Genomic DNA, 24,968 nt, shown 5'->3' on the forward strand with positions numbered 1-24,968 from the left:
GCGCCTGCGGCGCTGCGCGCTGACGCTTGCACTCCAGGGGAACGCCCTGCGGGCTATCCCCGCCGCGCAGGGCTTGGCCCCCCTGGATAACCCCGAACCGGCTGCGCCGGATCGGCCAAGCCAGTGTCGATGGACGCTATGGCGCATCGCCTTGCCGCGTCACGACCTCCAGCTCCTGGCGCACCTGCGCCAGAAGCCGCTCGACCCGCCGCATGTCATCGCCAGCATAGGCCAGCGCCAGCAGCGTGAGCGGATGGACCTCCATGACCTCGCACAGCTCGGTCAACTTGCTGAGGGTCGGGCTTTTCAGATCGCGCTCCAGTGAACTCATGTAAGTGCGGCTGGAGACATTGGAGAAGGCTTCCTGGCTCAAACCCCGCGCCTTCCTGATGGTCTTCAACGCTTCCGACAGTGTGTGCTTCGCTCCCAACCTTGGATCTCCCAAAAATCCAAGATGACAGCCGATTGCGCCCTATAGGACTACAATCTATAGTGTTCATTGTTGCGCTTCCTCGTTTTTGCGCCTTCACAGAAACCCGCTTGCGCTGATTCCCACAGAACCGTAAAACCGCATTCGTGCCTTTCCCCACATGCGCCGATGCGGCTTCGCGCTTTCACGCTTCCGCGGATTCGTCCATTTAAGGGGACCGCCCATGAACCGACTCATCACCGAGGACGAACGCCGGCAGCTCCTGGCTCACGGCCAGGCCCGCGCCGCGGGTCAGGCCATCGACCCTTGGCCTGTGGTGCGGCTGTTTACCCCCGATGCACATGCCACATGGCTGCTGGCTGCGCTCGACCCCGCCGATGGCGACACGGCTTTCGGCCTGATCGACCTGGGGCTGGGGATGCCGGAACTGGGCCAGATCAAGTTGTCCGACCTTGCGTCCATCGTCGGGCCGCGCCAGCAGCCCGTGATGCGGGATCGGTACTTCAAGGCGGTGCGTCCGCTGTCGGAGTACCTGCGGCTGGCACAGGAGGACGGAACCGTCCCTGATTAACTCGGCGTATTGAGACTATTTTTGTCACGCTCAAGACCCATCAGGTCTTAGTCTGTACCGTTGCACCAAAACGGTTCGACCTGGGCGCAAAAAGTCATGATGACCGTTGCTGCCTGCTGCAGTGTGGTCGCTTGCAGAGACCATTCGATCTCAGGCACCGCAGTAGCTTTCAGACGATGCGAGCAATGTACCCCATGCATATCGTCTTGACACAAAAGTTACGCTCCATTCCGCTTTTTTTGCGATTGGATTCTGTGCAGTAATGCTTGCACGGTGTGGCTTGTGCCGTGGCTCCTGCGTTCGACATAGGAGCTTGCGCCATGACCGACCATCACACCGAGCCTTGGTATCCGACGGCCGCGTACCTCTACGTGCTGCACCTCGATGGCCCCGCGCTGGCCTGGGAGTACCTGCGCCGCCATCCCGACTACCAGCTCGACTGGCTGCGCCGTCGCCGCCAACCGGATGCGGCGCATCGCTGGGGCTTGCGCCTGTTCGAAGACCCGGACCTGGATGCGCGCGACGCGCATCCGGCCTGGTTCCCCGACCACGACGGCGTGCTCCAGGTTCATCCCGACGCGGACCCGCCGCCGGGTGCCGGCGCCTTCGAGTTTTGGAACGTCCCTGGACGCAAGCACCTGGTCCACGACGGCAAGCGCCTCGTGCTGACGGCGCACTGGCCCGGCTGCTGCGTGCGCCTCGCGCTCGCGCCGGGCCTGGAAGACGGAATGGCCTGCCTTTACGCCATGCGGACCTGCGCCACGCCCTGCGCCCGCTACCGCGCGCTGGCTGCCGGGCTGGACGCGCTGTCCGCCGCCGCTGGGGCTGTGCCTGCGGCAACAGTCCGCGCTCGGCCCACGACCGCCGCGCTGCAGGAACTGCATACCCTGCAGGCGCTCGACGCAACCCTGGCGGGCGCGTCCTTGCGCGAGGTGGGCGAGGGGCTGTTCGGCGTGGATGACGTGGCCGGCTGGTACAGCGACGGCGGCCTGCGCGCCCGTGTGCGCCGCCTGGTGCAGCGCGGCGATGCGCTGATGCGCGGCGGTTATCGCCGCCTAGCACAGCTGCCCCCGCTTGAGAAGGGCCGTTCTGCATCCAGCGCAGATCGGCCCTGAGCAGGAGGGCTTCGTTTTCTGAGACTGCCTCCATCCGGTTGCGCTGTGCGGCCGGAGCTTTGACACCGATGGAGGTTCACACCATGCGTCCTGCTCCCTTGCGGCCTGCCGCTGCTGCCGCAACTGTCTCGACCGCTGCCGCGCAACCGCAGCGCTATCTCACCAACGACGAAGCCGCAGACTACCTGCGCCTGTCGCCGCGCACGCTGGAGAAACAGCGCGTGTTCGGTAGCGGCCCCAAGTTCCGCAAGTTCGGCCGGCGCGTCATGTACGCCGTGGCTGACCTCGATGCCTGGGCCGCCGAGCACAGCTTCGACAGCACGTCCGATCCCGACTACGCCGAGCACCATGCGGCGGACAACCGTGCGCGCTGACCGCTGGCGCGCGGATGGCCTTCGCCCTGTCCAAGCCATCGCAGGAGCGCGAACAGCTCGACCTGTTCCGCGCCCTGCCGGGCGACATGGCGCCGCGCGACAGCCAGGACCTGATGGCCTTTCCGTTCTTCTCGCTGGCCAAGTCGCGGCGCACGGCGCCGATCGACTTTCGCGGAGGGAACGTCACGATCCGCGTGGAGGGCACGGCCGAGCATGGCATTGCCACCATCTGGGATGCGGACCTGCTGATCTGGGCCGCCAGCCAGATCGTGGAGGCGCGCGACGCGGGCCTGCGCCCGTCGCGCCTGATGCAGGCCACGCCTTACGAGATCCTGCGCTTCATCGGGCGCGGCACGTCGCTGCGCGACTACCAGCGCCTCAAAGCGGCGCTGGATCGCCTGCAATCCACGACGGTGGCCACGTCCATCCGCGAAACCACGGGAAGGCGATTGCACCGCTTCTCATGGATCAACGAGTGGAAGGAACTGGCCGATGCCCGCGGCACGCCGCTGGGCATCGAGTTGATCCTGCCGGACTGGTTCTATGCCGGGGTGATGGACGAGGCCCTGGTGCTCACCATCGACCCGGCCTATTTCCGGCTCACCGGCGGCATCGAGCGCTGGCTTTACCGCCTGGTGCGCAAGCATGGCGGGCGCCAGGAGGCTGGCTGGCAGTTCGACTTCCAGCACCTGTACCGCAAATCGGGCAGCGTGGCGCGGTACTACGACTTCGCGGCCGACCTGCGCGCCCTGGTGGCGCGGCAGGCCTTGCCTGGCTACCACTTGCGCATCGAGCAGGTGGCGGGCATTGCCTCGCCGTTGCTGATGTTCCGGCCCGTGCCGTCCGCGGCACGGGGATAAGCGGTGCGTGGCCTGTGGACGGGCTCGTGCTATCAGGCAACAGAGGTATCGTGCTATCAGGCAACGAATCCTCGTGCTATCAGGCAACAAAATCGGCCGAAAAGCCAATGCCGGCGCGGGTTTCGGCCTCTCTTAACTTTCCTAACTCAAATTCTCTAACTGGTAGTAGAGGCGCCGCGCCACGGTGGACAACCGCCACGCGGCACGATGCACGGCAGAGAAAGACCGGCTTTCCAGCACGGAGGGCCGCGCCATGATCGTCGCGCTGCTCAACCAAAAAGGCGGCGTCGGCAAGACCACGCTCGCCACGCACATCGCTGGCGAGCTGGCGATGCGCGGCCAGCACGTCGTGCTGCTGGACGCCGACCCGCAGGGTTCATCGCTGGACTGGACGCAGCGCAGAAGCCAGCAAGGTCTCTCAAGGCTGTTCAGCGCCGTGGGCCTTGCACGCGAAACGCTGCATCAGGAGGCGCCAGAACTCGCCAGGCGGGCCGATCATGTAGTCATCGACGGGCCGCCGCGCATCGCCGCCTTGGCGCGCTCCGCGCTGCTGGCGGCCGAGCGCGTGCTGATTCCGGTGCAGCCCAGCCCCTACGACCTGTGGGCCAGCGCCGAGATGGTGGCGCTGATCCGCGAGGCGCAGGTGTTCCGGCCGCTGCTCCGCGCGGCCTTCGTCATCAACCGGCGCGTCAGCACCACCGTGATCGGGCGCGAAGCGCGCCAGGCGCTCGCCGACCAGCCGCTTCCGGCGCTGCGCGCGGAAGTGCATCAACGCATCGTGTTCGCCGACAGCGTGGCCGCTGGCCGGCTGGCACGCGAGACGGCGCCGGACAGCGCGGCCGCCCGCGAAATCACCGCACTGGTGGACGAACTGCTGCGGTGGCCGACATGACATCGAAGCCGCCACCGAACAGCAAGCGCGCGGCAAAGCGCGTCGGCATCGGCGCGCGCCCGCCCGCGAATCCGCACGCCGAGGCGTGGATTCGCCAGGGCGACGCGGATGCGCTGGGCAAGGGCGACCTCTACACCGCTCGCCTGACCCTTGACATCACGCCCGCGCTGCGAGCGCGCATCAAGGTGTCAGCCTTCACGCAAGGCGTGACAGTGGCCGACCTGCTACGCGGCCTGCTGGAACGGGAGTTTCCAGAGAACCGCACGGAGAACACACCATGACTACATCCGCTTCGCCGGCCACTGGCGCGGCCACGGCTGCGCCGCAGCCTTCCCCGGCCACGCTCGCCGGCCAGCCTGCCAACGCGCCGCTGACGCGCGTGGCGCTGGCCTACATCGAGGCCCGTTTCAAGCTCTACCTGCGCTTCGGTGAACCCGCGCGCACGCTCCAGCTCGACCGCTGGCGGCGCTGCGCTGTGTTCTTGCCGGGCGCCGTGTTCTGCCGCATCCGTTGGCAGGCCAACGACTACGGCACCGTGCGCTGGCAGCTCATGGTCATGCAGGCTTGCACGCCGCTCGATGCGGCGCAGCGCATCCCCGGCGTGCAGCCGGGCGCGCGCTTGCTGCTGCACGCCGAGGGCGAGAACGCAGTGCGCGCCGTGCTGGAACGCATCGACGCCATCGAGGCGCTGGGCATCGCGCCTGTCGGTGCCTCGCCCGCGTACTGGCGCACGCTCGCCAACCGGCTTGCTGCGCGCCAGCCGCTGCCCGAATACACAGCCGAGCGACACGCCGCTTGGCTCACCGGGAGGGCGCTGCCATGACCGCCGCTTGTGCTGCCGACACCGCGTCGCATCCTCGCTCGCGCCTGCGCGCTCGCCTCGTGCTGGCGGGCCTGTCCGCCTGCAGCCTCTCTGCGCTGGCCTGGGCGTCCTTCGTGCATCCGCTGCCGCGCCTGATCTACAACCCGTCTGACAGCGTGGCGGTCGGCTGGTATCGCGTCGATCCGCTGGGCCACGGCACCGGCTCGCTGCCACGTCCTTTGTCCGTGGACAGCATCGTCCTGACCACGCTGCCGCCAAACGCCGCCGCGCTGGCTGCGCAGCGCGGCTACCTGCCGGCGCGCGTGCCGTTGCTCAAGCGCGTGGGTGCCATCCCGCCGCAGGAAGTGTGCATCTCTGGCCGCATCGTCCGCATCGACGGCGTGCCTTCGGCCGCTTTGCTGCGGGCCGATCGCTGGGGCCGGCCGCTGCCAGCCTGGCAGCAATGCCGTCGCCTCGAACCCGGCGAACTGTTCCTGCTCAGTACGACCAACCCGGCGTCGTTCGACAGCAGGTATTTCGGGCCGGTGCGCGCGTCCGCCGTGATCGGCGTCGCGCATCCGGTCTGGCTGGAGTCACGCCCATGATGGCGGCCGATTCGCTGCACGTTGCCGTGCATCTCATCGTTCCCTCGGGCGTGCCGATCCAGTGGCTTTCCGCATGTCGTCGCGCGTGCAGTGCGAGCGCATCCGCGCTGCACTTCGCGCTGCCTTCCCATGTGCAGGCGTCTTGCCTCGAACGCGCCCGGCCTATGGCCGTCGCCGCGTTCGCCGGCACGCTGGCTGCTCACGCGGCAGCGCTGCCGGGCCGCCGCTGCCCGGAGCGCCAGCGAGGGGCAAAGGCGGAAGGCAAGACAAAAGGACGCGGCACCGGGCCGTGTCGAAAGCCTGTCTGCACGTGGGGTTGGCGCAGCACGGCGCGGCTTCGCCGCCGTGCTGCTTGTGGCGCGAGGCCCGCGCCAATGCAGGCATGTCCGCGTGCTTCGCACGACCGGACACGCCAGAGCTTGCAGAGGGCACAGCCATGACCGACCGCCGCGACGACGATTTCCGCATCCGCCCCAGCGCCCCGAAGAACCGCGGCCAGGGCTTCATCTCCAAAGTGCTCAAGCAGGCAGGCAAGGCCAGCGGCGGCAAGTCCTCGGTGCGCCGTCCTGGGACGGCTGGCGGCACCGGGAGGGGCACCGGCCAGCGGCCCGGCTCGCGCCTGGGGCGCGGCCATACGGCGGCGCGCTTCGCGGGGGCGAAGCTCACGCCCATGTCGCGGCGCGTGACCATCAAGACGCTGCTGGTCAACCAGCGCCAGGCCAGCCCGCAGTCGCTCGCCAAGCACCTGCGCTACATCGAGCGTGATGGCGTGGGCCGCGATGGCGAGCCGGGCCAAGCCTACGGCCCGCAGACCGATGCCGCCGACCTCGACGCCTTCAAGGAACGCTGCGCCGACGACCGGCATCATTTCCGCTTCATCCTCTCGCCCGAGGATGGCGCCGAGCTGGAAGACCTGCGCACCTACACCCGGCACCTCATGGCGCGCATGGAAGCCGACCTGGGCACGGGCCTCGATTGGATGGCCGTCAACCACTGGAACACCGACAACCCGCACACGCACATCGTCGTGCGCGGGCGCGACGACACCGGCAAAGACCTCATCATCGCGGGCGACTACATCGCCGATGGCTTCCGCCATCGCGCCGCCGAACTGGCGACCGAATGGCTGGGGCCACGCACCGAGCTGGAGATCCAGCAGACCTTGCAGCGCGAGGTGGAGCAAGAGCGATGGACGAGCCTCGACCGCACGCTGCAACGTGAGACCGGCGAGGATGGCCGGGTGCAGATCGAACGCTTCAACGAGCCCTGGCTGCAACGCCAGCGCCTGCTGCTGATCGGCCGGCTGCAACGCTTGCAGCGCCTGGGCCTGGCCGATGAGATGCAGCCCGGCACCTGGGCCGTCCATACCGATGCGGAAAAGACCTTGCGCGCCCTGGGCGAGCGTGGCGACATCATCCGCACCATGCAGCGGGCCATGCGCGGCGAGCCGCGCGAGCTGGCGGTGTTCGAGCCGGGCCAAGATGCTGATGGAAGCGGCCGAACCATCCTCGGCCGCGTGGCCGCGAAGGGGCTGGCCGACGAACTGCGCGACCGGGGTTATCTGGTCATCGACGGGGTGGACGGCAAGGCCCACTACGTTGCGCTCAATGCCCGCGACGAGTTGGCGAACTATCCGACCGGCGCCGTGGTGGAGGTGAAGGGATCGGCCGACGTGCGCGCGGCCGACAAGAACATCGCCGCACTGGCGAGCGATGGGCTGTACCGCACCGATCATCACCTGGCGATTGAGCACGGCCGAGCCGAGCCTGGCCGTGACCCGCAGGAAGTCGTCGCGGCCCACGTCCGCCGCCTCGAAGCCCTGCGCCGGGCCGGCATAGTGGAGCGCGTGGCCGAAGGGCTATGGAAGGTGCCGGACGACCTGGCCGAACAGGGCCACCGCTACGACGCGCAGCGCCTAGGCGGTGTGGCTGTGGAACTGAAATCGCACCTGCCCATCGAGCGGCAGGCCCGCGTGATTGGGGCCACCTGGCTCGACCAGCAGTTGATCGGCGGCGGCTCTGGCCTGGGCGACCTGGGCTTTGGCGCGGAGGCCAAGCAGGCGATGCAGCAGCGCGCCGACTTCCTGGCCGAGCAGGGGCTGGCCGAGCGTCACGGGCAGCGCGTGATCCTGGCGCGCAACCTGCTGGGCACGCTGCGCAATCGGGAACTGGCGCAGGCCGCCAAGGACATTGCGGCCGAAACCGGCTTGGCGCATCGGCCTGTGGCCGACGGGCAGCGCGTGGCTGGCATCTACAGGCGCTCCGTCATGCTCGCCAGCGGCCGCTACGCGATGCTTGATGACGGCATGGGGTTCAGCCTGGTGCCGTGGAAGCCGGTGATCGAGCAACGGCTTGGGCAGCAGATCGCCGCGAAGGTGCGCGGCGGTGGGGTGTCGTGGGAGGTGGGGCGACAACGTGGCCCATCCATCGGCTGATGTAGCAGGTGTAGCTTCCCCGTCTGAACAGCGGAGACCCACATCACTGCAGGAAGATGTGCAGCGTCAGCGTTGCGGCTCTAGCTGTCTGCGTGCGGTGTTGGATTTTTCACCAACGCCCCAATTTTCCGTTGTACTCGTCAATGACGAAAACGGTTGTCGCAGGGTGAACAGCCCCGGGGCTGTTCAGTAGCTACGCCCAAGCTTTAGGCCACCAACATGAAGTGGGCAATGTAGGCTCAAAGGCGAACAATGCATATGACCTCAAAAAGGTGACCGAGTCTCGTTTCGATACTGTCTACTTACCTTCTGCCTCCAGCTCGACCAACGTGGTTCCTTTGGAAACAGTCGCACCCAGAGCAATGGGTAGCGAACGAACCACGCCGTCCCGCGGCGCATGCAGCGTATGAAACAATTTCATGGCTTCGAGAACCGCTACGGGTGTCCCTGCCAAGACCGTGTCGCCTTGGGAGACCAGGATTTGCGACAGCACCCCCGGCAGGTCTGCAGAAATAACGTCGGCCGATGAGCCGTCCGCTCCAACTGCTGCGGGCACGGAGACCAACGAGCAAACTTTGAACGTGCAGGACCATCCACCACTCCAAACCTCGACGTTTGTGCCGGTGGTCCGGGTGTGGAAAGATTGGGCGCTCCGTTGGCTCAACCACGCTGACTCGCTGATTCGCCGGATCTCATGCTCATTGCCTTCCGACAGCCACCACGCTCCTTCGGTTGATATGCGAAGTGAGAGAGGGGTAGCGACGGTTCCGTCATTGACCACGACATGGGAGCGACCCAATCCATTGACATTGGCCATCGTTCGCCAGGACGTCAATGTCGCCATAGGCCGATCACCGCGCGCGCGGCGGGCATGGAGCCAAGCTGCAGCTGCAATGGCCATCGCTTCTTGTTGCAACTCCTCCGCATGACGCCATCCGTCGGGCCAGTGCTTGCCGAGGAAGTTAGTGGTCAGGACATTCTTGAATGCTTCTGAACGGAGTATCTCGATCAACAAGGGTTGGGTGGTCTGAAGCCCTGAAATACGCAGCTCCTCCAGCCCCTCGACCAATCGCCGCTGCGCTACATCGCGATGGCTACCAAAGCCGATGACCTTGGCAACTAGGGAGTCATAGTGCGGCGTGATCTCGCTGCGCGCATCGATGCCGCTGTCGATCCGTACTCCCTGGCGGTTTGGCTCTGCATAGTACAGAACTGGACCGAAGGAAGGCGCGAAACGATCAGCCGGCGACTCGGCGTTGACCCGTGCTTCGATAGCCCAGCCCGTCTGCTTCAGTTCGGATTGGCCGAAAGCCAGTGGTTCACCTGCTGCGACCCGGATCTGCCATTCGACGAGATCCAATCCCGTCGTGAGCTCTGTGACCGGATGCTCCACCTGCAAGCGGGTATTGACCTCCAGAAAATATGGCTCGTCGTTGTGATCTGCATCCAAGACGAATTCAACAGTCCCGGCTGAGTCGTACCGAATCTCTCGCCCTAGAGCCAAAGCCGCCTCGAACAAGCGATTTTTGACGTCCTGATGCAGGTGAGGGGCCGGTGCTTCCTCTATGAGCTTTTGGTAGTTCCGCTGGATGGAGCACTCACGCTCGAAGAGGTGAACCAGACCGCCATGCTTGTCACCCAGGAGTTGTACCTCCACATGGCGAGGTTGGACGATATAGCGTTCCAACAGAATCTTGTCGTCTCCGAAAGCAGCCTTCGCTTCGGCGCGTGCGGTGACAAGATGGGCCTGTAGATCCTCAAGTTTGTCCACACGGCGCATTCCCTTGCCGCCACCGCCTGCGCTGGCCTTGATGAGCAGAGGAAAACCGATGCGTTCGGCTTCTCCGTACAGCCGCTCCAAGCTTTGATCATCGCCGTCGTACCCAGGAATGCAAGGCACGGAGGCCGCTCTGGCGATGCGCTTGCTTTCGATCTTGGACCCCATGGCCGCAATTGCGTTGCGATGAGGTCCCACGAAAACGATGCCAGCGTTGTCGCAGGCTTCGATGAGGTCGAGGCGTTCGGAGAGGAAGCCGTATCCGGGGTGGATCGCCTGAACTCCCGTCTTCTTGGCCGCCTCGATTACAGCCTGAGCGTTCAGGTAGGAATCCTTGGCCTTGGCAGGTCCAATACAGACTGCCTCATCGGCTTCGCGCACATGTCGAGCCTGCGCGTCGGCTTCCGAATAGACCGCCACTGTCCAGATGCCCAGGCGTCGGCAGGTCTTGATGATGCGGCAGGCAATTTCGCCGCGATTTGCAATGAGTAAACTGGAGAACATGATTACATCCGGTAGACAGGGCTTTGACCGCTGAAGCGAGGCGTACTTTCATCTGCCAGTTGCAAGCAGACTCCCAAGACATCGCGCGTCTGTCCTGGTTCGATGATTCCGTCATCCCACAGACGTGCAGTAGCGTAGTACGGGTCGCTCTGGGTCTCGAACTGCTGACGGGTCGTGTCCTGGAGCTCCCGGAGCTCCTGTTCATTGACCGGGCCCTTGAGCGAAGATCGGCGCAATTCGGTCAACACCGTGGTTGCGACGTCGGGACTCATGGTGGCGATCCGGCTGTTGGGCCAGGAGAATAGGAATCTCGGGCCAAAGCCCCGACCACACATCCCATAGTTCCCTGCGCCATAACTGCCGCCGATGAGCACCGTGAACCTTGGAACACGTGCCGTGGCCACCGCGTAAACGAGCTTGGCGGAATGCTTGGCAATGCCACCCCGCTCGGCCTCGGTGCCCACCATGAATCCAGTGATGTTTTGCAGGAAAAGGATGGGGATGCGGCGTTGGTTGCACAGTTCGATGAAATGCGCGCCTTTCATGGAAGACTCAGAAAAGAGCACACCGTTGTTGGCAATGATTCCTACCGGATAGCCGTGGATATGTGCGGTCGCGCACACGAGCGTGGTGCCGTACTCGGGTTTGAATTCCTGATAGTCACTTCCGTCCACGAGGCGGGCGATGACTTCACGCACGTCGAAGGGCTGACGCAAGTCCGTGCCGATAATTGCAGGAATCTCGCTCGCATCGAACTTCGGGGGCACCACCGGCGCCCGGGTCGCGGCGGAGGTTGTCGTCCAATTGAGCTTGGCGACGATCTGCCTGAGGCGCTCCAGCGCCTCGGCTTCGTTCATGGCGAGATAGTCCGTCACTCCAGAGACGCGCGCATGCATTGAGGCACCGCCCAGAGTTTCACCGTCGACGACCTCTGAAATGGCTGCCTTTACGATGGGTGGGCCGCCTAAGTGAATACGGCCAGTGCCGTCCACCATCACCGATTCGTCGGACAGTGCTGGAATGTAGGCGCCCCCAGCCGTGCAGCCGCCGAAGACTGCCGAGAGCTGTGGAATGCCGTCCGCACTCATGCGACACTGATGGTAGAAGGTGGTGCCAAAGTGTCCGTAGTCAGGAAAGACACGATCCTGCTGTGGCAGGAATGCGCCGCCGCAGTCCACCAGATACAGGCAAGGCAACCTGTTTTCCCAGGCGATTTCTTGTGCCCGAACGTGCTTTCTTGTCGTCTCGGGGAAGAAGCTTCCCCCTTTGACCGTGGCATCGTTGGCAATGATCATGCAGTTGACGCCACTCACCTGTCCGACACCAGTCACGATTCCTGCAGCGGGGACCTCTCCCCCGTGGAGTTCCCATGCGGCGAGGGGCGACAGTTCCATGAACGGGCTGCCTGGGTCAAGCAGCAGATCAATGCGCTCCCGCACGGGGATCTTTCCACGGGCTTTGTGTCGTTCGTGCAATCGATCGCCTCCACCGGCGACAGCCCATTGCATCCGCTGTCGCAGGGTCTTGAGGGCCTGGTCGTAAAGTTCTTTCTTTGACGCGTGCGCTGCCAAAGGGGCATCTGTCTTGGTCATCGTTTTCTCCGAAGTCGGCGTTTGAAGCCGTGTGGGCTAAGTGTCTTTTGGAGGGCGGCTCAGCAATCCGTTTAGGATCAGTTCAGTCATCTCGTCGGCCATGGCTTTGAGTGATACGTCGCCGCCTTGGAACCAATCCAGCGTCCCATTCATTGCAGTCAGCAAGAACAGGCGAGCAAGCCTAAGGTCCCGTTGTTTATCGAGAGGTCCTTGTTTTGCACAGCGGCTGAGAAGAGATGTCCAGTAGCGTTCGTAGGCATCACGCAATGGAAGATGTGCTTCCCTGATATGCGCGGGCACTTGACCGAAAATCCGAACGTTGGCCGATGTGTAGTCCTGAAGCTGAAGCATTGCTTGCAGGTGCCGATGGATCGCGGTCTGAAGAAGGGTTCGTGGTCCGGCATTGGGGGGGAGTTCGTCTATCGCTTGTTTGACGTGCTCGAACACACGTTCAACGCCAATGCGCAAGACCTCGCTTACGATGGCATCTTTGGATTCGAAATGGTGATAGAGACTCGCAGCGCGCATCCCTGCTTCAGCGGCGATGTCGCGTAGTGATGTGCTTGCATAACCTTCCACGCGAAATAGTTTTGCGGCGGTGTCGAGAATCAACTCGCGACCATCGGGGGTGTTGATGGCAGATATGTTTTTTGCAGCCTTAGTGGCCATGTTGTTCCTCTGGAGGGGTGAATGAGAATGACAATCCTGAAGCAGGAATGCCGCGTTCCCCTTGCGCAAATTCAGTTGCGCGCTCCACTTCATCCAACTCCAGCACAGGGGTAACGCATGCATCACTGCCTGCGAATATTTTGTCCCATGCGGCTTGCGGCTTGGTCTCAAAACATCTGGCCAACTCCGCTTCGATCGATGGCCAGCAAGACTCGTCATACTGAAGTGCTGGGTCGATCCTTGCTCCGAGCAAGCTGAGAAGTTCCCTGAAGAATTTGGGCTCTATCGCGCCCACTGCCACCCATTTCTCATCAGCGGTGAGGTAGCACCTGTAGAACGGAGCGCCCCCATCCAGGAGATTGCTCTCGCGGCGAGGCTTCCACTTGCCAGCCCGCCTAAGTCCGTGCAAATGAGTGCTTAGTGCGAGTGTCGAGGTAAAAATGCTGGTGTCGACAACGCAGCCGTGGCCCGTGGTACGTGCGGCCAAGATGGCTGAAACGACTCCGAGGGCAAGATGCATCGAGGCCCCACCAAAATCGCCCACGAGATTCAGGGGCGGGATTGGGCGCTCGCGGGGCCCCAGGGCTGACAGGAGCCCCGACAGCGCAAGATAGTTGATGTCGTGTCCAGCGGTGAACTTGCGAGTGCTTTGCTCACCCCATCCACCGCACCTCGCAATGACGAGCTTTGGATTGAGTTTGCGGAGGGTGGCCGGCGATAGACCCAGCCGCTCCAATGTTCCAGGCCGATAGCCTTCGATGAGGGCGTCTGAATCGCGTAGTAACTCATGCAAGTCAGCCTGTCCTGAGGTCGATTTCAAGTCGATCAGGACACGTCGCCGACCAACCAGAAGCGGATCGTCTGCGAGAGGGATGCCGACCGCTCGTGCCACAGGCGACGACACAAGCGTTACTTGAGCACCGAGCTGAGTCAGCACCAGTCCAGCAAAGGGGACGGGGCCGATGGCTTCTAGCTCAACGATTCTTGTGTTCTGCAAAGGCATTGGATTGTTGTGACTTCCCATGCCGCAATACTAACGAACGACAGTCAGTTTGTCACCGTCGTTTTTATCGGGTTTCCCCTATGACATACGGATGAAAATTGATGTCGAATACAACCTAACGATCGTTACAGCATAGGAGCTTACTCATGATGTCTACTTCCCCCTTGTCACAGGTCTTTCCGCTCTTCACGCAAGAGCACGAGATGTTTCAGTCCTCCGTGCGGCGATTCGTTCGAGAGTGCGTGGAGCCGTTTGCACTCGAGTGGGAGGAGTCCGGCTTCGTTCCGCGTGAGGTGCTGCGCCAGATGGGCGATTTGGGGTTTTTGGGTGTGCGCTATCCGGCCGAGTACGGCGGAGCCGGCATGGACACGCTGGCTACCGTTGTGCTGGCCGAGGAATTGGGTCGCTCTACCTTCGGCGGCTTTGCCATCACCGTGCTGGTTCACACCGACATGGCGAGTCCGCACCTGTTCCACGCGGGAACGAAGGAGCAGCAGCAGCGGTATCTGCCCGACATCATTGCCGGCCGGAAGATCGCCGCCGTGGCGATGACCGAAGCCGATGCAGGGTCCGACCTGCAGAGCATGAGAACGACGGCTAAGCGGGAGGGCGATGAATGGGTGCTCAATGGCAGCAAGATGTTCATCACCAATGGCGTGCATGGTGATGTGTTTTTCGTGGCTGCCAAGACTGGCCCGACGAGCGGGCGGGGGCGCGACATCTCGATGTTCATCGTCGAGAAAGGAACACCTGGTTTCAACATCGCGCGGCCTCTGAAGAAGCATGGCTGGCTCTCCAGCGATACCGCGGAGTTGTCATTCGAGAACTGCCGCCTGCCGGCCAACGCACTGCTCGGCCAGGAACATCGGGGCTTCTACGCGCTTGTCAAGAACTTGCAGAACGAGCGCATCGTGCTGGGCGCGCAGGCCATGGGGGAGGCGTCGCGTGCCATCGAGCTGGCACATGAATGGGTCACGCAGCGCCAGGCCTTCGGTGGTTCGCTGTGGGATATGCAAACCATCCGGCACCGGCTGGCTTGGAGGGCGTCGCAGGTCGAGGCGGCACGCAGCTTCATCTACACCACGGCTTGGCGGGACGCGGCGGGCCAGCAGGTGGCCAAAGAGGTGTCCATGATCAAGGCGCTTGCCGGAACGCTGGTCAACGAAGTCATCTACGACTGCCTGCAGTTCCATGGTGGTATGGGCTTCATACGGGAAACCGCCATTGAGCGTATGGCGCGCGATGCGCGTGTTCAGGCCATCGGCGGGGGGGCCACCGAGGTCATGCTCGAAGAGGTCGCCAAACGTATGGCTTGACGCCTCCGGTATAGCGATCGGCAATGGGCTAGAGCCGGCGCAGTCGTGCTGTGTGCACTGGCGAAATCAGTGAATGGGTTGACAAGATTTTCTCGAAAAGGACAAGGCATGCAAACGACTTTCCCCAGGCTCCTGTTGCGCAATGCCGAGCGACACCCGTCGGCTCCTGCAATGCGGGAGAAGGAGTACGGTATTTGGCAGGCCTTCAGTTGGTCGCAGATGCTGGAACTGGTCGAGACGCTGGCGTGCGGGCTCCATCAAGTGGGGCTGAAACGGGGTGAGCACTTGGTGGTGATCGGAGCGAACCGGCCTTGGCTTTACGCCACCATGCTAGCGGCACAGTCGGTTGGAGCCATCCCGGTTCCTCTGTATCAAGACGCAGCGGCCGTTGAATGTGTTTATCCACTGAACAACGCTGAAGTACGCATTTGCGTAGTCGAGAACCAAGAGCAGGTGGATAAGCTCATCGAGGTGCGGGCGCAGTGCCCAGCTATCACACACATCTACTACGACGATCCACGTGGTTTGCGTCACTACACCGAGGTGGGACTGGCGTCGCTGGCAGAGTTGATGGCCGCAGGCAGGGTGTTTGCGGACGAGCATTCGCAATGGTTTCGCATGGAGGTGGAGCAGGGCTGTCCGGATGACGTGGCAGCCATGTTCTTTACTTCAGGCACCACGGGCAATCCTAAGGGTGTTGTTCATACTCATTTCACATTGCTGGACCGCGCGGCCGCGGGAGCCGAATTCGACAAACTGTGTGATCGCGAGGAAGTCCTCGCCTATCTACCGCCGGCCTGGATCGGCCAGAACATCTTCAGCTATGCACAGTGGCTTTGTTGTGGCTACGTAGTCAATTGTCCCGAGTCGGCAGGCACGGTGCACATCGATCTCAAAGAAATCGGACCCACCTACTACTTTGCGCCCCCGAGGATATTCGAAGCGTTGCTTACCAGCGTGATGATCCGCATGGAGGATGGCGGTGCTTTCAAGCGCAAGATGTTTGAGGCAGCAATGAATCTCGCGCGTCGTGTCGGCCCGTCCTTGATGGACGGAACGTCAGTGAGAGCTGTCGATCGTTTGAAGTACGCCTTAGGCAATCTATTCGTCTATGGGCCTTTGCGCAACGCACTGGGCTTCGCTCGCGTGAGGGTGGCATACACCGCCGGTGAGGCCATTGGCCCAGACCTGTTTGCCTTCTACCGCTCGATCGGCATCAACCTCAAGCAACTCTATGGCTCCACCGAGACGGCTGTGTTCGTCTGCCTGCAGCCAGACAACCAGGTGCTCGCTGACACGGTAGGAATTCCCGTGCGCGGCGTGGAGCTCAAGGTGGCCGAAAACGGCGAGATCATGGTCAAGTCGGCGGGCCTGCTCAAGGAGTACTACAAGAACCCGCAGGCCACGGCCGAGGTACTGACGGCTGATGGCTGGTACCACACCAGCGACGCCGGCTTCATCGACAACCAGGGACACCTCAAGATCATCGACCGCGTAAAGGACGTCGGGCGGTTGGCCGGCGGCGCTATGTTCGCGCCCAAGTACGTGGAGAACAAGCTCAAGTTCTTCCCGCACATCAAGGAGGCCGTGGCCCTGGGCGACCGGCGCGAGAAGGTGTGCGCCCTGATCAACATCGACTTCGACGCCGTGGGCAACTGGGCCGAGCGGCGCAACCTGCCCTACGCCGGCTACACCGACCTGGCGCAAAAACCCGAAGTCTACGAGCTGATCCGCGACTGCGTCGAGAAGGTAAACGCCGATCTGGCCGCCGATGCCCTGCTGGCCGGCTCGCAGATCAGCCGCTTCCTGGTACTGCACAAGGAGCTGGACGCCGACGACGGCGAACTCACCCGCACCAATAAGGTTCGGCGCGGCTTCATCGCCGAGAAGTACGCCGTGCTGGTCGATGCGCTGTACGCGGGCCGCACCGAGCAGTACATCGAGACGCAGGTCAAGTTCGAGGATGGCCGCACCGGCAGCGTGAGTGCCACGCTCCGGATCGTCGACGCCAAGACCTTCACGACCGTGAAGACCGCCGCATGAAACCCGCGCTCTGCCCACCCGAGAGGCAATACCCGACCATGACCGCAAAGAAGATCGGCGATGTCATCCTCGACATCCAGAACATCAGCCTGCGCTTCGGCGGCGTGAAGGCGCTGACCGACATCAGCTTCAACGTGCGCGAGCATGAAATCCGCTCCATCATCGGCCCCAACGGCGCCGGCAAGAGCTCCATGCTCAACTGCATCAACGGCGTGTACACGCCGTCCGAAGGCTCCATCACCTTCCGGGGCAAGACGTTTGACCACATGAACTCGCGCCAGGTGGCCGAGATGGGCGTGGCCCGCACCTTCCAGAACCTGGCCCTGTTCAAGGGCATGAGCGTGCTTGACAACATCATGTCGGGGCGCAACCTCAAGATCAAGAGCAACCTGATCCTGCAGGCGCTGCGCATCGGCCCGGCCGAGCGCGAGGAGATCGCACACCGCGAGAAGGTCGAGCACATCATCGACTTCCTGGAGATCCAGGCACACCGCAAAACCCCCGTCGGCCAGCTGCCCTACGGCCTGCAAAAGCGCGTGGACCTGGGCCGCGCGCTGGCCATGGAGCCGCAGGTGCTGCTGCTGGACGAGCCGATGGCCGGCATGAATGTGGAAGAGAAACAGGACATGTGCCGCTTCATCCTGGACGTGAACGATGAATTCGGCACCACCATCGTCCTCATCGAGCACGACATGGGCGTGGTGATGGACATCAGCGACCGCGTCGTGGTGCTGGACTACGGCAAGAAGATCGGCGACGGCGCGCCGGACGAGGTGCGCAACAACGAAGACGTGATCCGCGCCTACCTGGGCACCAGCCACTGAGGCGGAGGCAAGCAAATGGCATTCTTTCTCGAAACACTGATCGGCGGCCTGATGGCCGGCATGCTCTACGCGCTGGTGGCCCTCGGCTTCGTGCTGATCTACAAGGCCTCGGGCGTGTTCAACTTTGCACAGGGCGCGATGGTGCTGTTCGCCGCCCTGGCGATGGCCCGCTTTGCCGAATGGGTCCCAGCCTGGACAGGCATCAACAGCACGGTTCTCGCCAATGTAATGGCCTTCATCCTGGCGGCGGTGGTGATGTTCTTCGTGGCCTGGGTCATTGAGCGGCTGGTGCTGCGCCATCTCGTCAACCAGGAGGGCGCCACGCTGCTGATGGCCACGCTGGGCATCACCTACTTCATGGAGGGCCTTGGCCAGACCCTGTTTGGCAGCGACATCTACAAGATCAACATCGGCATGCCCAAGGACCCGATGTTCGCGCTCGAATCCGTGTTCCAGGGCGGCATCTTGATCAACAAGGAAGACGTGATCGCCGCCGGCATCGCCGCCGCGCTGGTCGCCGCCTTGAGCCTGTTCTTCCAGAAGACCGGCACCGGCCGGGCGCTGCGCGCTGTGGCTGACGACCACCAGGCCGCGCAATCGATCGGCATTCCGCTCAACCGCATCTGGGTCATCGTGTGGTGCGTGGCCGGCATCGTGGCCCTGGTGGCTGGAATGATCTGGGGCAGCAAGCTCGGGGTGCAGTTCTCGCTCACCACCGTGGCCCTGCGTGCCTTGCCCGTGGTGATCCTGGGTGGCTTGACCTCAGTGCCCGGCGCCATCATCGGCGGCCTGATCATCGGCGTGGGCGAGAAGCTCTCCGAGGTGTACCTCGGCCCCTTCGTGGGCGGCGGCATCGAGATCTGGTTTGCCTATGTGCTGGCGCTGGTGTTTCTTCTCTTCAGGCCCCAGGGCTTGTTCGGCGAAAAAATCATCGACCGCGTGTAACCCATAACAAGAACGACAGGAGACAACCATGCTTTACCGCGAAAACGGTCAGTTCAAGACCACTTACCGAGCCGATCAGCAGATCTTCCCGATCGCCCAGGACCGCATTGCCATCGCCCTCATGCTCGTGCTGGCGTTCGGGGTGGTGCCTGCGGTGGCAAGCGACTACATGTTCCGCGCCATCCTGATCCCCTTTGTCATCATGTCGCTAGCGGCCCTGGGGGTGAACATCCTGGTGGGCTACTGTGGCCAGATCTCGCTGGGCTCGGGCGCCTTCATGGCGGTGGGCGCCTACGGGGCCTACAACTTCTTCGCCCGCATCCCGGGCATGCCCCTGATTCCCACGCTGATCCTGGGCGGCCTGTGCGCCACGGCCTTCGGCATCCTGTTCGGGTTGCCGAGCCTGCGCGTCAAGGGCCTGTACCTGGCCGTGGCCACCCTGGCTGCGCAGTTCTTCAGCGACTGGATGTTCCTGCGCATCAAGTGGTTCACGCTGGACAACTCCTCGGGCTCGGTGGCCGTGTCCAACCTGCAGGTGTTCGGCCTGCCCCTGGAGAGCGACGTCAGCAAGTACCTGTTCTGCCTGGTGGCCCTGACCGTGATTGCCTTGGCCGCCAAGAACCTGGTGCGCGGCGCAATTGGCCGCGAGTGGATGGCCATCCGCGACATGGACGTGGCCGCCGCCGTGATCGGCATTCGCCCCATGTACGCCAAGCTCAGCGCGTTTGCCGTCAGCTCTTTCATCATCGGCGTGGCTGGTGCCCTGTGGGCCTTCTTCTACCTGGGCGCCTGGGAGCCGGGTGCCTTCTCGGTGGACTTGTCGTTCAAGCTGTTGTTCATGGTGATCATTGGCGGCATGGGCTCCATCATGGGCAGCTTCTTCGGCGCGGCCTTCATCGTGGTGTTGCCCATTGCCTTGAATCAGATCCTGCCCGCACTAGCCGGCCTGATCGGCCGCGAGATCACCACCACCGCCGCATCGCACGCCGAACTGATGATCTTCGGCGGCCTGATCGTGTGGTTCCTGATCGTCGAGCCGCATGGCTTGGCCAAGCTGTGGTCCACGGCAAAACACAAGCTGCGCCTTTGGCCCTTTCCGCATTGAACGCGGACCTGCATGTCTACCAAAAATCCAGGCAACGCCCATTGAAATCGCTTCTCAACGGTGTTTCACATAACCTTAAACAGGAGACAACATGAAGATTTGCAAACCAACCTTCATCGCCACTTTGGCCGCCACAGCGGCCGCGGCCTTGCTCAGCATGAGCGCCTTCGCGCAGGAGCAGTACATGCCGGTGCTGTCCTACCGCACGGGCCCTTACGCGCCCAACGGCACGCCGATCGCCAACGGCATCGTCGACTATTACAAGCTGGTCAATGCGCGCGGCGGTATCAATGGCGTTAAGCTGCTGGTGGAAGAGTGTGAAACCGCGTATGACACCGCCCGCAGCGTCGAATGCTACGAGCGCATGAAAGGTAAGCATGGCGGCGCGGCCGTGGTCCAGCCCTGGTCGACCGGCGCCACTTTTGCCATCACGGAAAAAGCCCCGACCGACAAGATTCCCCTGATCACCGCCGGCTACGGCCGCAGCGAAAGCGCCGACGGCATGGTGTTCAAGTGGAATTTCCCGGTGGCGGGCAACTACTGGGTGGGTGCCGACGTGCTGCTCCAGGCGATTGCCAAGAAAGAGGGCGGCCTCGACAAGCTCAAGGGCAAGAAGATCGCCCTCGTCTACCACGACAGCCCTTATGGCAAGGAGTCGCTGCCTGTCCTGCAGGAGAGGGCCAAGCTGCACGGCTTCCAGCTGAACGAGTTGCCCGTAACCGCTCCGGGCGTGGAGCAGCGCTCCACCTGGCTGCAGGTGCGTCAGTCGCGTCCCGACTACATCATCCTGTGGGGCTACGGTGTGATGAACTCCACCGCGCTCAAGGAAGCGCAAGCCACGGGCTTTCCGCGCGAGAAGATGTTCGGCTCCTGGTGGGCTGGCTCAGAACCCGATGTGCGTGATGTTGGCGAAGGCGCCAAGGGCTACAACGCGGTGACGCTGCAGAACAGTGCCGACTACGACGCCAAGGTGGTCAAGGAAATCCTGTCCACGCTGCACGCCAAGGGCCATGGAACAGGGCCCAAGGAAGAAGTGGGCCAGGTGTTGTACCTGCGCGGCGTGCTGAGCTCGATGCTGGCCGTCGAAGGCATACGCGCTGCCCAGGAGCGTTTTGGCAAGGGCAAGGTCATGAACGGTGAGCAAGTGCGCTGGGGCCTGGAAAATCTGAACCTCACGCAAGCCAAGCTGGATGCGCTGGGTTTCGCCGGTGTGCTGCGCCCCATCAACACCACGTGCGAGGACCACATGGGTGCTGCCTCGGCGCGCATCCATACCTGGGACGGCAAGGCCTGGAAGGTCAGCAGCGACTGGATGCAGGCGGACGAGAAGATCCTCAAGCCAATGATCAAGGCCCAGGCAGCGAAGTATGCCGCCGAGCGCAAGCTGACGCCGCGGACGCCGGCCGACTGCAACTCCTGATCGGCCTCCAGTGATGTACCACGCCCGATGCGGTTTGCGTCGGGCGTGGTGCTCACGCTCCCCCCCGAACCCGTATCCAGGGGTTCTCTTTGTCTCCCAAGAAATGCCATGGCAAAACCCAACATCGTTCTCAGCGTCAACGGCATCGAGGTGATCTACAACCACGTGATCCTCGTGCTCAAGGGCGTCTCGCTCCAGGTCGAGGAAGGCAGCATCGTGGCCATCCTGGGCGGCAACGGCGCGGGCAAGACCACCACGCTGCGCGCCATCTCCAACCTGCTGGCTGGCGAGCGCGGCGAGGTGACCAAAGGCAGCATCGACCTGCGCGGTGAACGCATCGAAAACCTCTCGCCCGCCGACCTCGTCAAACGCGGCGTGGTACAGGTGATGGAAGGGCGCCACTGCTTTGCCCACCTGACGATCGAGGAAAACCTGATGACGGGCTCCTACACCCGCAGCAGCAAGGCCGAGATCGCCGCCAACCTGGAGAAGGTCTACAACTACTTCCCCCGGCTGAAAACCCGCCGCACCTCGCAGGCGGCCTACACCTCGGGCGGCGAGCAGCAAATGTGCGCCATCGGCCGGGCCTTGATGGCCAACCCGAGCATGGTGCTGCTGGACGAGCCCTCCATGGGCCTGGCCCCCCAGGTCGTGGAAGAGGTCTTCAACATCGTGAAAGACCTCAATACCAAAGAGAAAGTCACCTTCTTGCTGGCCGAGCAAAACACCAACATGGCCCTGAAGTACGCCGACTACGGCTACATCATGGAAAGCGGCCGCGTGGTGATGGACGGCCCCGCCACCGACCTGGCCAATAACGAGGACGTCAAGGAGTTCTACCTGGGCGTGGGCGGCGGCGAGCGCAAGAGCTTCAAGGACGTGAAAAGCTACAAGCGGCGCAAGCGCTGGCTGGCTTGATCCCCTTTCCCAGGAAACGACCGTGAGCGATTTTTACGACGCCCTTGAAACCCGCTCGCCTGCAGAGCGCGAAGCGGCACTGCTGGCGGCGCTGCCGCAACAAGTGGCCCACGCACAAGCCCATGCCCCGGCCTTTGGCCGCCTTCTGGCGGGGGTGGATGCCGCCACCGTCTGCACCCGGGAAGCACTGGCCCGGCTGCCCGTGACGCGCAAATACGAACTGCTGGAACAGCAAAAACGCTCGCGCGCGGAAGGCGGCAGCGTGTTCGGCGGCTTCAGCGCGATTGAACGGGGCGCCCGGATGCGCCGTGTGTTTGCCAGCCCCGGCACGATCTACGAGCCCGAAGGCACCGGCCAGGATTACTGGCGCGTGGCCCGAGCGATCTACGCCTCGGGCTTTCGCGCGGGCGAGCTGATCCACAACAGCTTCAGCTACCACTTCGTGCCTGCCGGCTCGATGATGGAAACCGGCGCCCATGCCCTGGGCTGCAGCGTGTTTCCAGGCGGCACCGGCCAGACCGAGCAACAGGTGCAGGCCATGGCCGAACTGCAGCCGGCCGGCTACATCGGCACGCCCAGCTTCCTGAAAATCATCGTGGAGAAGGCCGCCGAACTGGGGGTGGCCCTGCCCAGCGTCAAGAAGGCCATGTTTGGTGGTGAAGCCTTTCCCCCCAGCCTGCGCGACTGGTTTCTGGCACGTGGCATTGACGGCTACCAGTGCTATGCCACAGCCGACCTGGGCCTAATCGCCTATGAAACCAGTGCCCGCGAGGGCCTGGTGCTGGACGAAGGGGTGATCGTCGAGATCGTGCGCCCAGGCACCGGCGACCCCGTGCCCGAGGGCGAGGTGGGTGAACTCGTCATCACCACACTGAACACCGACTATCCGCTGATCCGCTTCGGCACGGGCGACCTCTCGGCCGTGCTGCCCGGCACCTGCCCCACGGGGCGCACCGGCACGCGCATCAAGGGCTGGATGGGCCGTGCCGACCAGACAACGAAGGTACGCGGCATGTTCGTGCACCCGGGCCAGGTGGCGGCCATTGCGCGGCGCTTCCCGCAGGTGCTGCGCGCACGCCTGGTGGTGCGCGGCGAGATGGCCAACGACCAGATGGTGCTGCTGGTCGAAACGGTCGAGACCGCCGAAGGCCTGGCCCTGCAGCTGGGCGAGGCCATCCGCGAGGTCACCAAGCTGCGCGGCGAGGTGCAGATGGTCGCGCCCAGCAGTCTGCCAAACGATGGCAAGGTCATCGAGGACGCGCGCAGCTATGACTAATCGGCTTAATGAAACCATTGCCGATTTGCCTTGTTACAGAAGCTGAGCCCTATTGGTGTGCTAAGCGGCTGTGAATGGTTTTCTTCCAACCCTAGGAGCTTCTCCCATGTCAGGACTTTATTTCGAAGAGTTTTCCCCCGGTCAACAGTTCAAGCATGACTGGAGCCGCACCGTCACGGAGATGGATAATGTACTTTTCAGCTCGCTGACCATGAACGTGCAGCCACTGCACATCGACGCGCACTTTGCGGCAAAAACCGAGTTCGGCAAACCATTGGTCAACAGCTTGTTCACCTTGGGTCTGATGATTGGCATGACCGTGAACGACACTACCCTGGGAACCACAGTTGCGAATCTAGGGATGACGGACGTGGCATTTCCCAAACCTGTTTTTGCAGGAGACACCATCCGCGTGCAGACTTCAGTTCTTTCGGTTCGGGAAAGCAAGTCGCGCCCCAAGGCTGGCATTGTCGAGTTCGAGCACAAGGCCCTCAACCAGCAGGGCGAGGTTGTCGCTGCATGCAAACGCGCGGCGCTCATGCACAAGCGCCCCAACGCGGAGTCGTCCTGACCATGTCGCGCTCGTTTCTTTTCGTGCCGGGCGATTCTCAGAGAAAGTTCGACAGTGCGGTCGCTTCGGCATCCGACGCGTTGATCCTTGATCTTGAGGACTCCGTCGCCCTGTCCCAGAAGGACATGGCACGTACGCTCGTTCAACAACTCCTCCCAAGAATACCGTCCCATCAGCAAGGCTGGGTTCGGGTAAATAGCTTGGATACCGGCCTCCTGCTTCAGGACTTGGTTGCTGTGGTGCCCGCTCAGCCATTCGGGATTCTGCTACCCAAATGCGAAGGCCGGGAATCGTTGCGGCGGGTCGCCGATTACCTGGATGCGCTTGAATTGCAAGCGGGCGTTCCGGTCGGTCAGACGCAGATTTTGGTGATTGCGACGGAGACCGGTCGCGCCATCTTCGAACTAGGTTCGTACGCAGGCGTGACCCCAAGGCTGTGGGGTATTTCGTGGGGCGGCGAGGACTTGGCGGCCGCAGTGGGCTCATTGAGCAATCGCGTGGACGGTCGCTACACGGAACCTTACCGAATGGCGCGATCATTGTGTCTCTTTGCTGCCGCAGCTGCCGGCGTCCGGCCTATCGACACGGTCTGCGTAGAGCTCTCCGCGCCTGAGACCTTGGTGAACGAGTCGCGCGAGGCTTTCAGGGATGGCTTCGTGGGGAAGCTCGCTATCCATCCTCGGCAGATCGTACCGATTAACGAGGCCTTTCAGGCCAACGAATCGCAACTGAACTGGGCGCGTCGAGTTCTCGCTGCGTTCGCAGAAAGCCCGAACGCAAGCGCGTTCAATCTCGACGGGCAAATGATTGATCAACCTCATTTGCGACTAGCCCGGCGGTTGTGTGGGGAGGGCTGATCGCTGCGTTCTGCACGGCGACCATTGGCGCGCTTGCCGTTACCGACATCGCGATCTTTCGGGAC

The 24,968-nt window shown here is 63.0% G+C and carries 24 protein-coding genes; 19 read left to right on the forward strand and 5 right to left on the reverse strand.

The window, feature by feature from the left end:
* Nucleotides 1-136 precede the first annotated feature (136 nt).
* Nucleotides 137-430: a helix-turn-helix domain-containing protein gene (locus tag DFLDMN_RS00930; RefSeq protein ID WP_423196664.1), complete on the reverse strand. Its 294-nt coding sequence runs from the start codon at nucleotides 428-430 to the stop codon at nucleotides 137-139.
* Nucleotides 431-653: 223 nt separating this feature from the next.
* Here DFLDMN_RS00930 and DFLDMN_RS00935 point away from each other — a divergent pair, with 223 nt between their 5' ends.
* From DFLDMN_RS00935 to DFLDMN_RS00975, 9 genes are all read left to right on the forward strand, one after another.
* Nucleotides 654-1,001 (forward strand): DUF2958 domain-containing protein, encoded by a 348-nt coding sequence (locus DFLDMN_RS00935; protein ID WP_423196665.1) that lies wholly within the window; start codon nucleotides 654-656, stop codon nucleotides 999-1,001.
* Nucleotides 1,002-1,321: 320 nt separating this feature from the next.
* A complete protein-coding gene (locus DFLDMN_RS00940; protein ID WP_423196666.1) occupies nucleotides 1,322-2,116 on the forward strand; it encodes a DUF2285 domain-containing protein in 795 nt (264 codons plus the stop codon).
* Nucleotides 2,117-2,199: 83 nt separating this feature from the next.
* On the forward strand, nucleotides 2,200-2,490 hold the full coding sequence (locus DFLDMN_RS00945; protein WP_423196667.1) for a helix-turn-helix transcriptional regulator: 291 nt from the start codon (nucleotides 2,200-2,202) through the stop codon (nucleotides 2,488-2,490).
* Between the two features lie 14 nt (nucleotides 2,491-2,504).
* Complete coding sequence (locus tag DFLDMN_RS00950; RefSeq protein WP_423196668.1) at nucleotides 2,505-3,350, forward strand: replication initiator protein A; 846 nt, start codon at nucleotides 2,505-2,507, stop codon at nucleotides 3,348-3,350.
* Between the two features lie 253 nt (nucleotides 3,351-3,603).
* The gene (gene parA, locus DFLDMN_RS00955) at nucleotides 3,604-4,242 is read left to right on the forward strand and encodes a ParA family partition ATPase (protein WP_423196669.1); all 639 of its coding nucleotides are present in this window, start codon (nucleotides 3,604-3,606) and stop codon (nucleotides 4,240-4,242) included.
* Nucleotides 4,239-4,523, forward strand: coding sequence for a chromosome partitioning protein ParB (locus tag DFLDMN_RS00960; protein WP_423196670.1), 285 nt, complete (start codon nucleotides 4,239-4,241; stop codon nucleotides 4,521-4,523). The genes parA and DFLDMN_RS00960 overlap by 4 nt, the downstream gene beginning before the upstream one ends.
* Nucleotides 4,520-5,065, forward strand: a complete 546-nt coding sequence (locus DFLDMN_RS00965) for a DUF2840 domain-containing protein (RefSeq protein ID WP_423196671.1) — start codon at nucleotides 4,520-4,522, stop codon at nucleotides 5,063-5,065. Before DFLDMN_RS00960 ends, DFLDMN_RS00965 begins: the two co-directional genes overlap by 4 nt.
* Nucleotides 5,062-5,649, forward strand: coding sequence for a S26 family signal peptidase (locus DFLDMN_RS00970; RefSeq protein ID WP_423196672.1), 588 nt, complete (start codon nucleotides 5,062-5,064; stop codon nucleotides 5,647-5,649). Before DFLDMN_RS00965 ends, DFLDMN_RS00970 begins: the two co-directional genes overlap by 4 nt.
* Before the next feature lie 436 nt (nucleotides 5,650-6,085).
* On the forward strand, nucleotides 6,086-8,083 hold the full coding sequence (locus DFLDMN_RS00975; RefSeq protein WP_423196673.1) for a relaxase/mobilization nuclease domain-containing protein: 1,998 nt from the start codon (nucleotides 6,086-6,088) through the stop codon (nucleotides 8,081-8,083).
* A gap of 298 nt (nucleotides 8,084-8,381) precedes the next feature.
* Here the strand turns inward: DFLDMN_RS00975 and DFLDMN_RS00980 are convergent, their stop codons facing one another.
* The 4 genes from DFLDMN_RS00980 to DFLDMN_RS00995 are packed head-to-tail and all read right to left on the reverse strand — an operon-like array spanning nucleotide 8,382 to nucleotide 13,628.
* Nucleotides 8,382-10,364: an acetyl/propionyl/methylcrotonyl-CoA carboxylase subunit alpha gene (locus DFLDMN_RS00980; protein ID WP_423196674.1), complete on the reverse strand. Its 1,983-nt coding sequence runs from the start codon at nucleotides 10,362-10,364 to the stop codon at nucleotides 8,382-8,384.
* A gap of 2 nt (nucleotides 10,365-10,366) precedes the next feature.
* On the reverse strand, nucleotides 10,367-11,956 hold the full coding sequence (locus tag DFLDMN_RS00985; RefSeq protein WP_423196675.1) for an acyl-CoA carboxylase subunit beta: 1,590 nt from the start codon (nucleotides 11,954-11,956) through the stop codon (nucleotides 10,367-10,369).
* 36 nt (nucleotides 11,957-11,992) lie between these two features.
* Complete coding sequence (locus DFLDMN_RS00990; protein ID WP_423196676.1) at nucleotides 11,993-12,625, reverse strand: TetR/AcrR family transcriptional regulator; 633 nt, start codon at nucleotides 12,623-12,625, stop codon at nucleotides 11,993-11,995.
* Nucleotides 12,615-13,628: a CoA transferase gene (locus DFLDMN_RS00995; protein ID WP_423196677.1), complete on the reverse strand. Its 1,014-nt coding sequence runs from the start codon at nucleotides 13,626-13,628 to the stop codon at nucleotides 12,615-12,617. Before DFLDMN_RS00995 ends, DFLDMN_RS00990 begins: the two co-directional genes overlap by 11 nt.
* Nucleotides 13,629-13,774: 146 nt before the next feature.
* On the opposite strand from DFLDMN_RS00995, the gene DFLDMN_RS01000 reads away from it, so the two are divergent.
* The 10 genes from DFLDMN_RS01000 to DFLDMN_RS01045 all read left to right on the forward strand — a co-directional run bounded on the left by DFLDMN_RS01000 (nucleotide 13,775) and on the right by DFLDMN_RS01045 (nucleotide 24,903).
* Nucleotides 13,775-14,944: an acyl-CoA dehydrogenase family protein gene (locus DFLDMN_RS01000; RefSeq protein ID WP_423196678.1), complete on the forward strand. Its 1,170-nt coding sequence runs from the start codon at nucleotides 13,775-13,777 to the stop codon at nucleotides 14,942-14,944.
* 108 nt (nucleotides 14,945-15,052) lie between these two features.
* Nucleotides 15,053-16,987, forward strand: coding sequence for an AMP-dependent synthetase/ligase (locus DFLDMN_RS01005; protein ID WP_423196679.1), 1,935 nt, complete (start codon nucleotides 15,053-15,055; stop codon nucleotides 16,985-16,987).
* A 38-nt stretch (nucleotides 16,988-17,025) separates the two neighbouring features.
* Complete coding sequence (locus DFLDMN_RS01010) at nucleotides 17,026-17,811, forward strand: ABC transporter ATP-binding protein (protein WP_423196680.1); 786 nt, start codon at nucleotides 17,026-17,028, stop codon at nucleotides 17,809-17,811.
* Nucleotides 17,812-17,826: 15 nt separating this feature from the next.
* Entirely contained in the window at nucleotides 17,827-18,756 is a 930-nt protein-coding gene (locus DFLDMN_RS01015; RefSeq protein ID WP_423196681.1) for a branched-chain amino acid ABC transporter permease, read from the forward strand.
* A 28-nt stretch (nucleotides 18,757-18,784) separates the two neighbouring features.
* Entirely contained in the window at nucleotides 18,785-19,861 is a 1,077-nt protein-coding gene (locus DFLDMN_RS01020) for a branched-chain amino acid ABC transporter permease (protein WP_423196682.1), read from the forward strand.
* 91 nt (nucleotides 19,862-19,952) lie between these two features.
* Nucleotides 19,953-21,281, forward strand: coding sequence for an ABC transporter substrate-binding protein (locus tag DFLDMN_RS01025; RefSeq protein WP_423196683.1), 1,329 nt, complete (start codon nucleotides 19,953-19,955; stop codon nucleotides 21,279-21,281).
* A 108-nt stretch (nucleotides 21,282-21,389) separates the two neighbouring features.
* A complete protein-coding gene (locus DFLDMN_RS01030; protein ID WP_423196684.1) occupies nucleotides 21,390-22,199 on the forward strand; it encodes an ABC transporter ATP-binding protein in 810 nt (269 codons plus the stop codon).
* 22 nt (nucleotides 22,200-22,221) lie between these two features.
* On the forward strand, nucleotides 22,222-23,475 hold the full coding sequence (locus DFLDMN_RS01035) for a phenylacetate--CoA ligase family protein (RefSeq protein WP_423196685.1): 1,254 nt from the start codon (nucleotides 22,222-22,224) through the stop codon (nucleotides 23,473-23,475).
* Between the two features lie 106 nt (nucleotides 23,476-23,581).
* Nucleotides 23,582-24,046, forward strand: a complete 465-nt coding sequence (locus DFLDMN_RS01040) for a MaoC family dehydratase (RefSeq protein WP_423196686.1) — start codon at nucleotides 23,582-23,584, stop codon at nucleotides 24,044-24,046.
* Nucleotides 24,047-24,048: 2 nt separating this feature from the next.
* Nucleotides 24,049-24,903 (forward strand): HpcH/HpaI aldolase/citrate lyase family protein, encoded by an 855-nt coding sequence (locus tag DFLDMN_RS01045; protein ID WP_423196687.1) that lies wholly within the window; start codon nucleotides 24,049-24,051, stop codon nucleotides 24,901-24,903.
* The last annotated feature ends 65 nt before the right edge of the window (nucleotides 24,904-24,968 follow it).

Origin of the sequence: Cupriavidus sp. H19C3 (assembly GCF_049393815.1) — a bacterium.
Lineage (GTDB): Bacteria > Pseudomonadota > Gammaproteobacteria > Burkholderiales > Burkholderiaceae > Cupriavidus.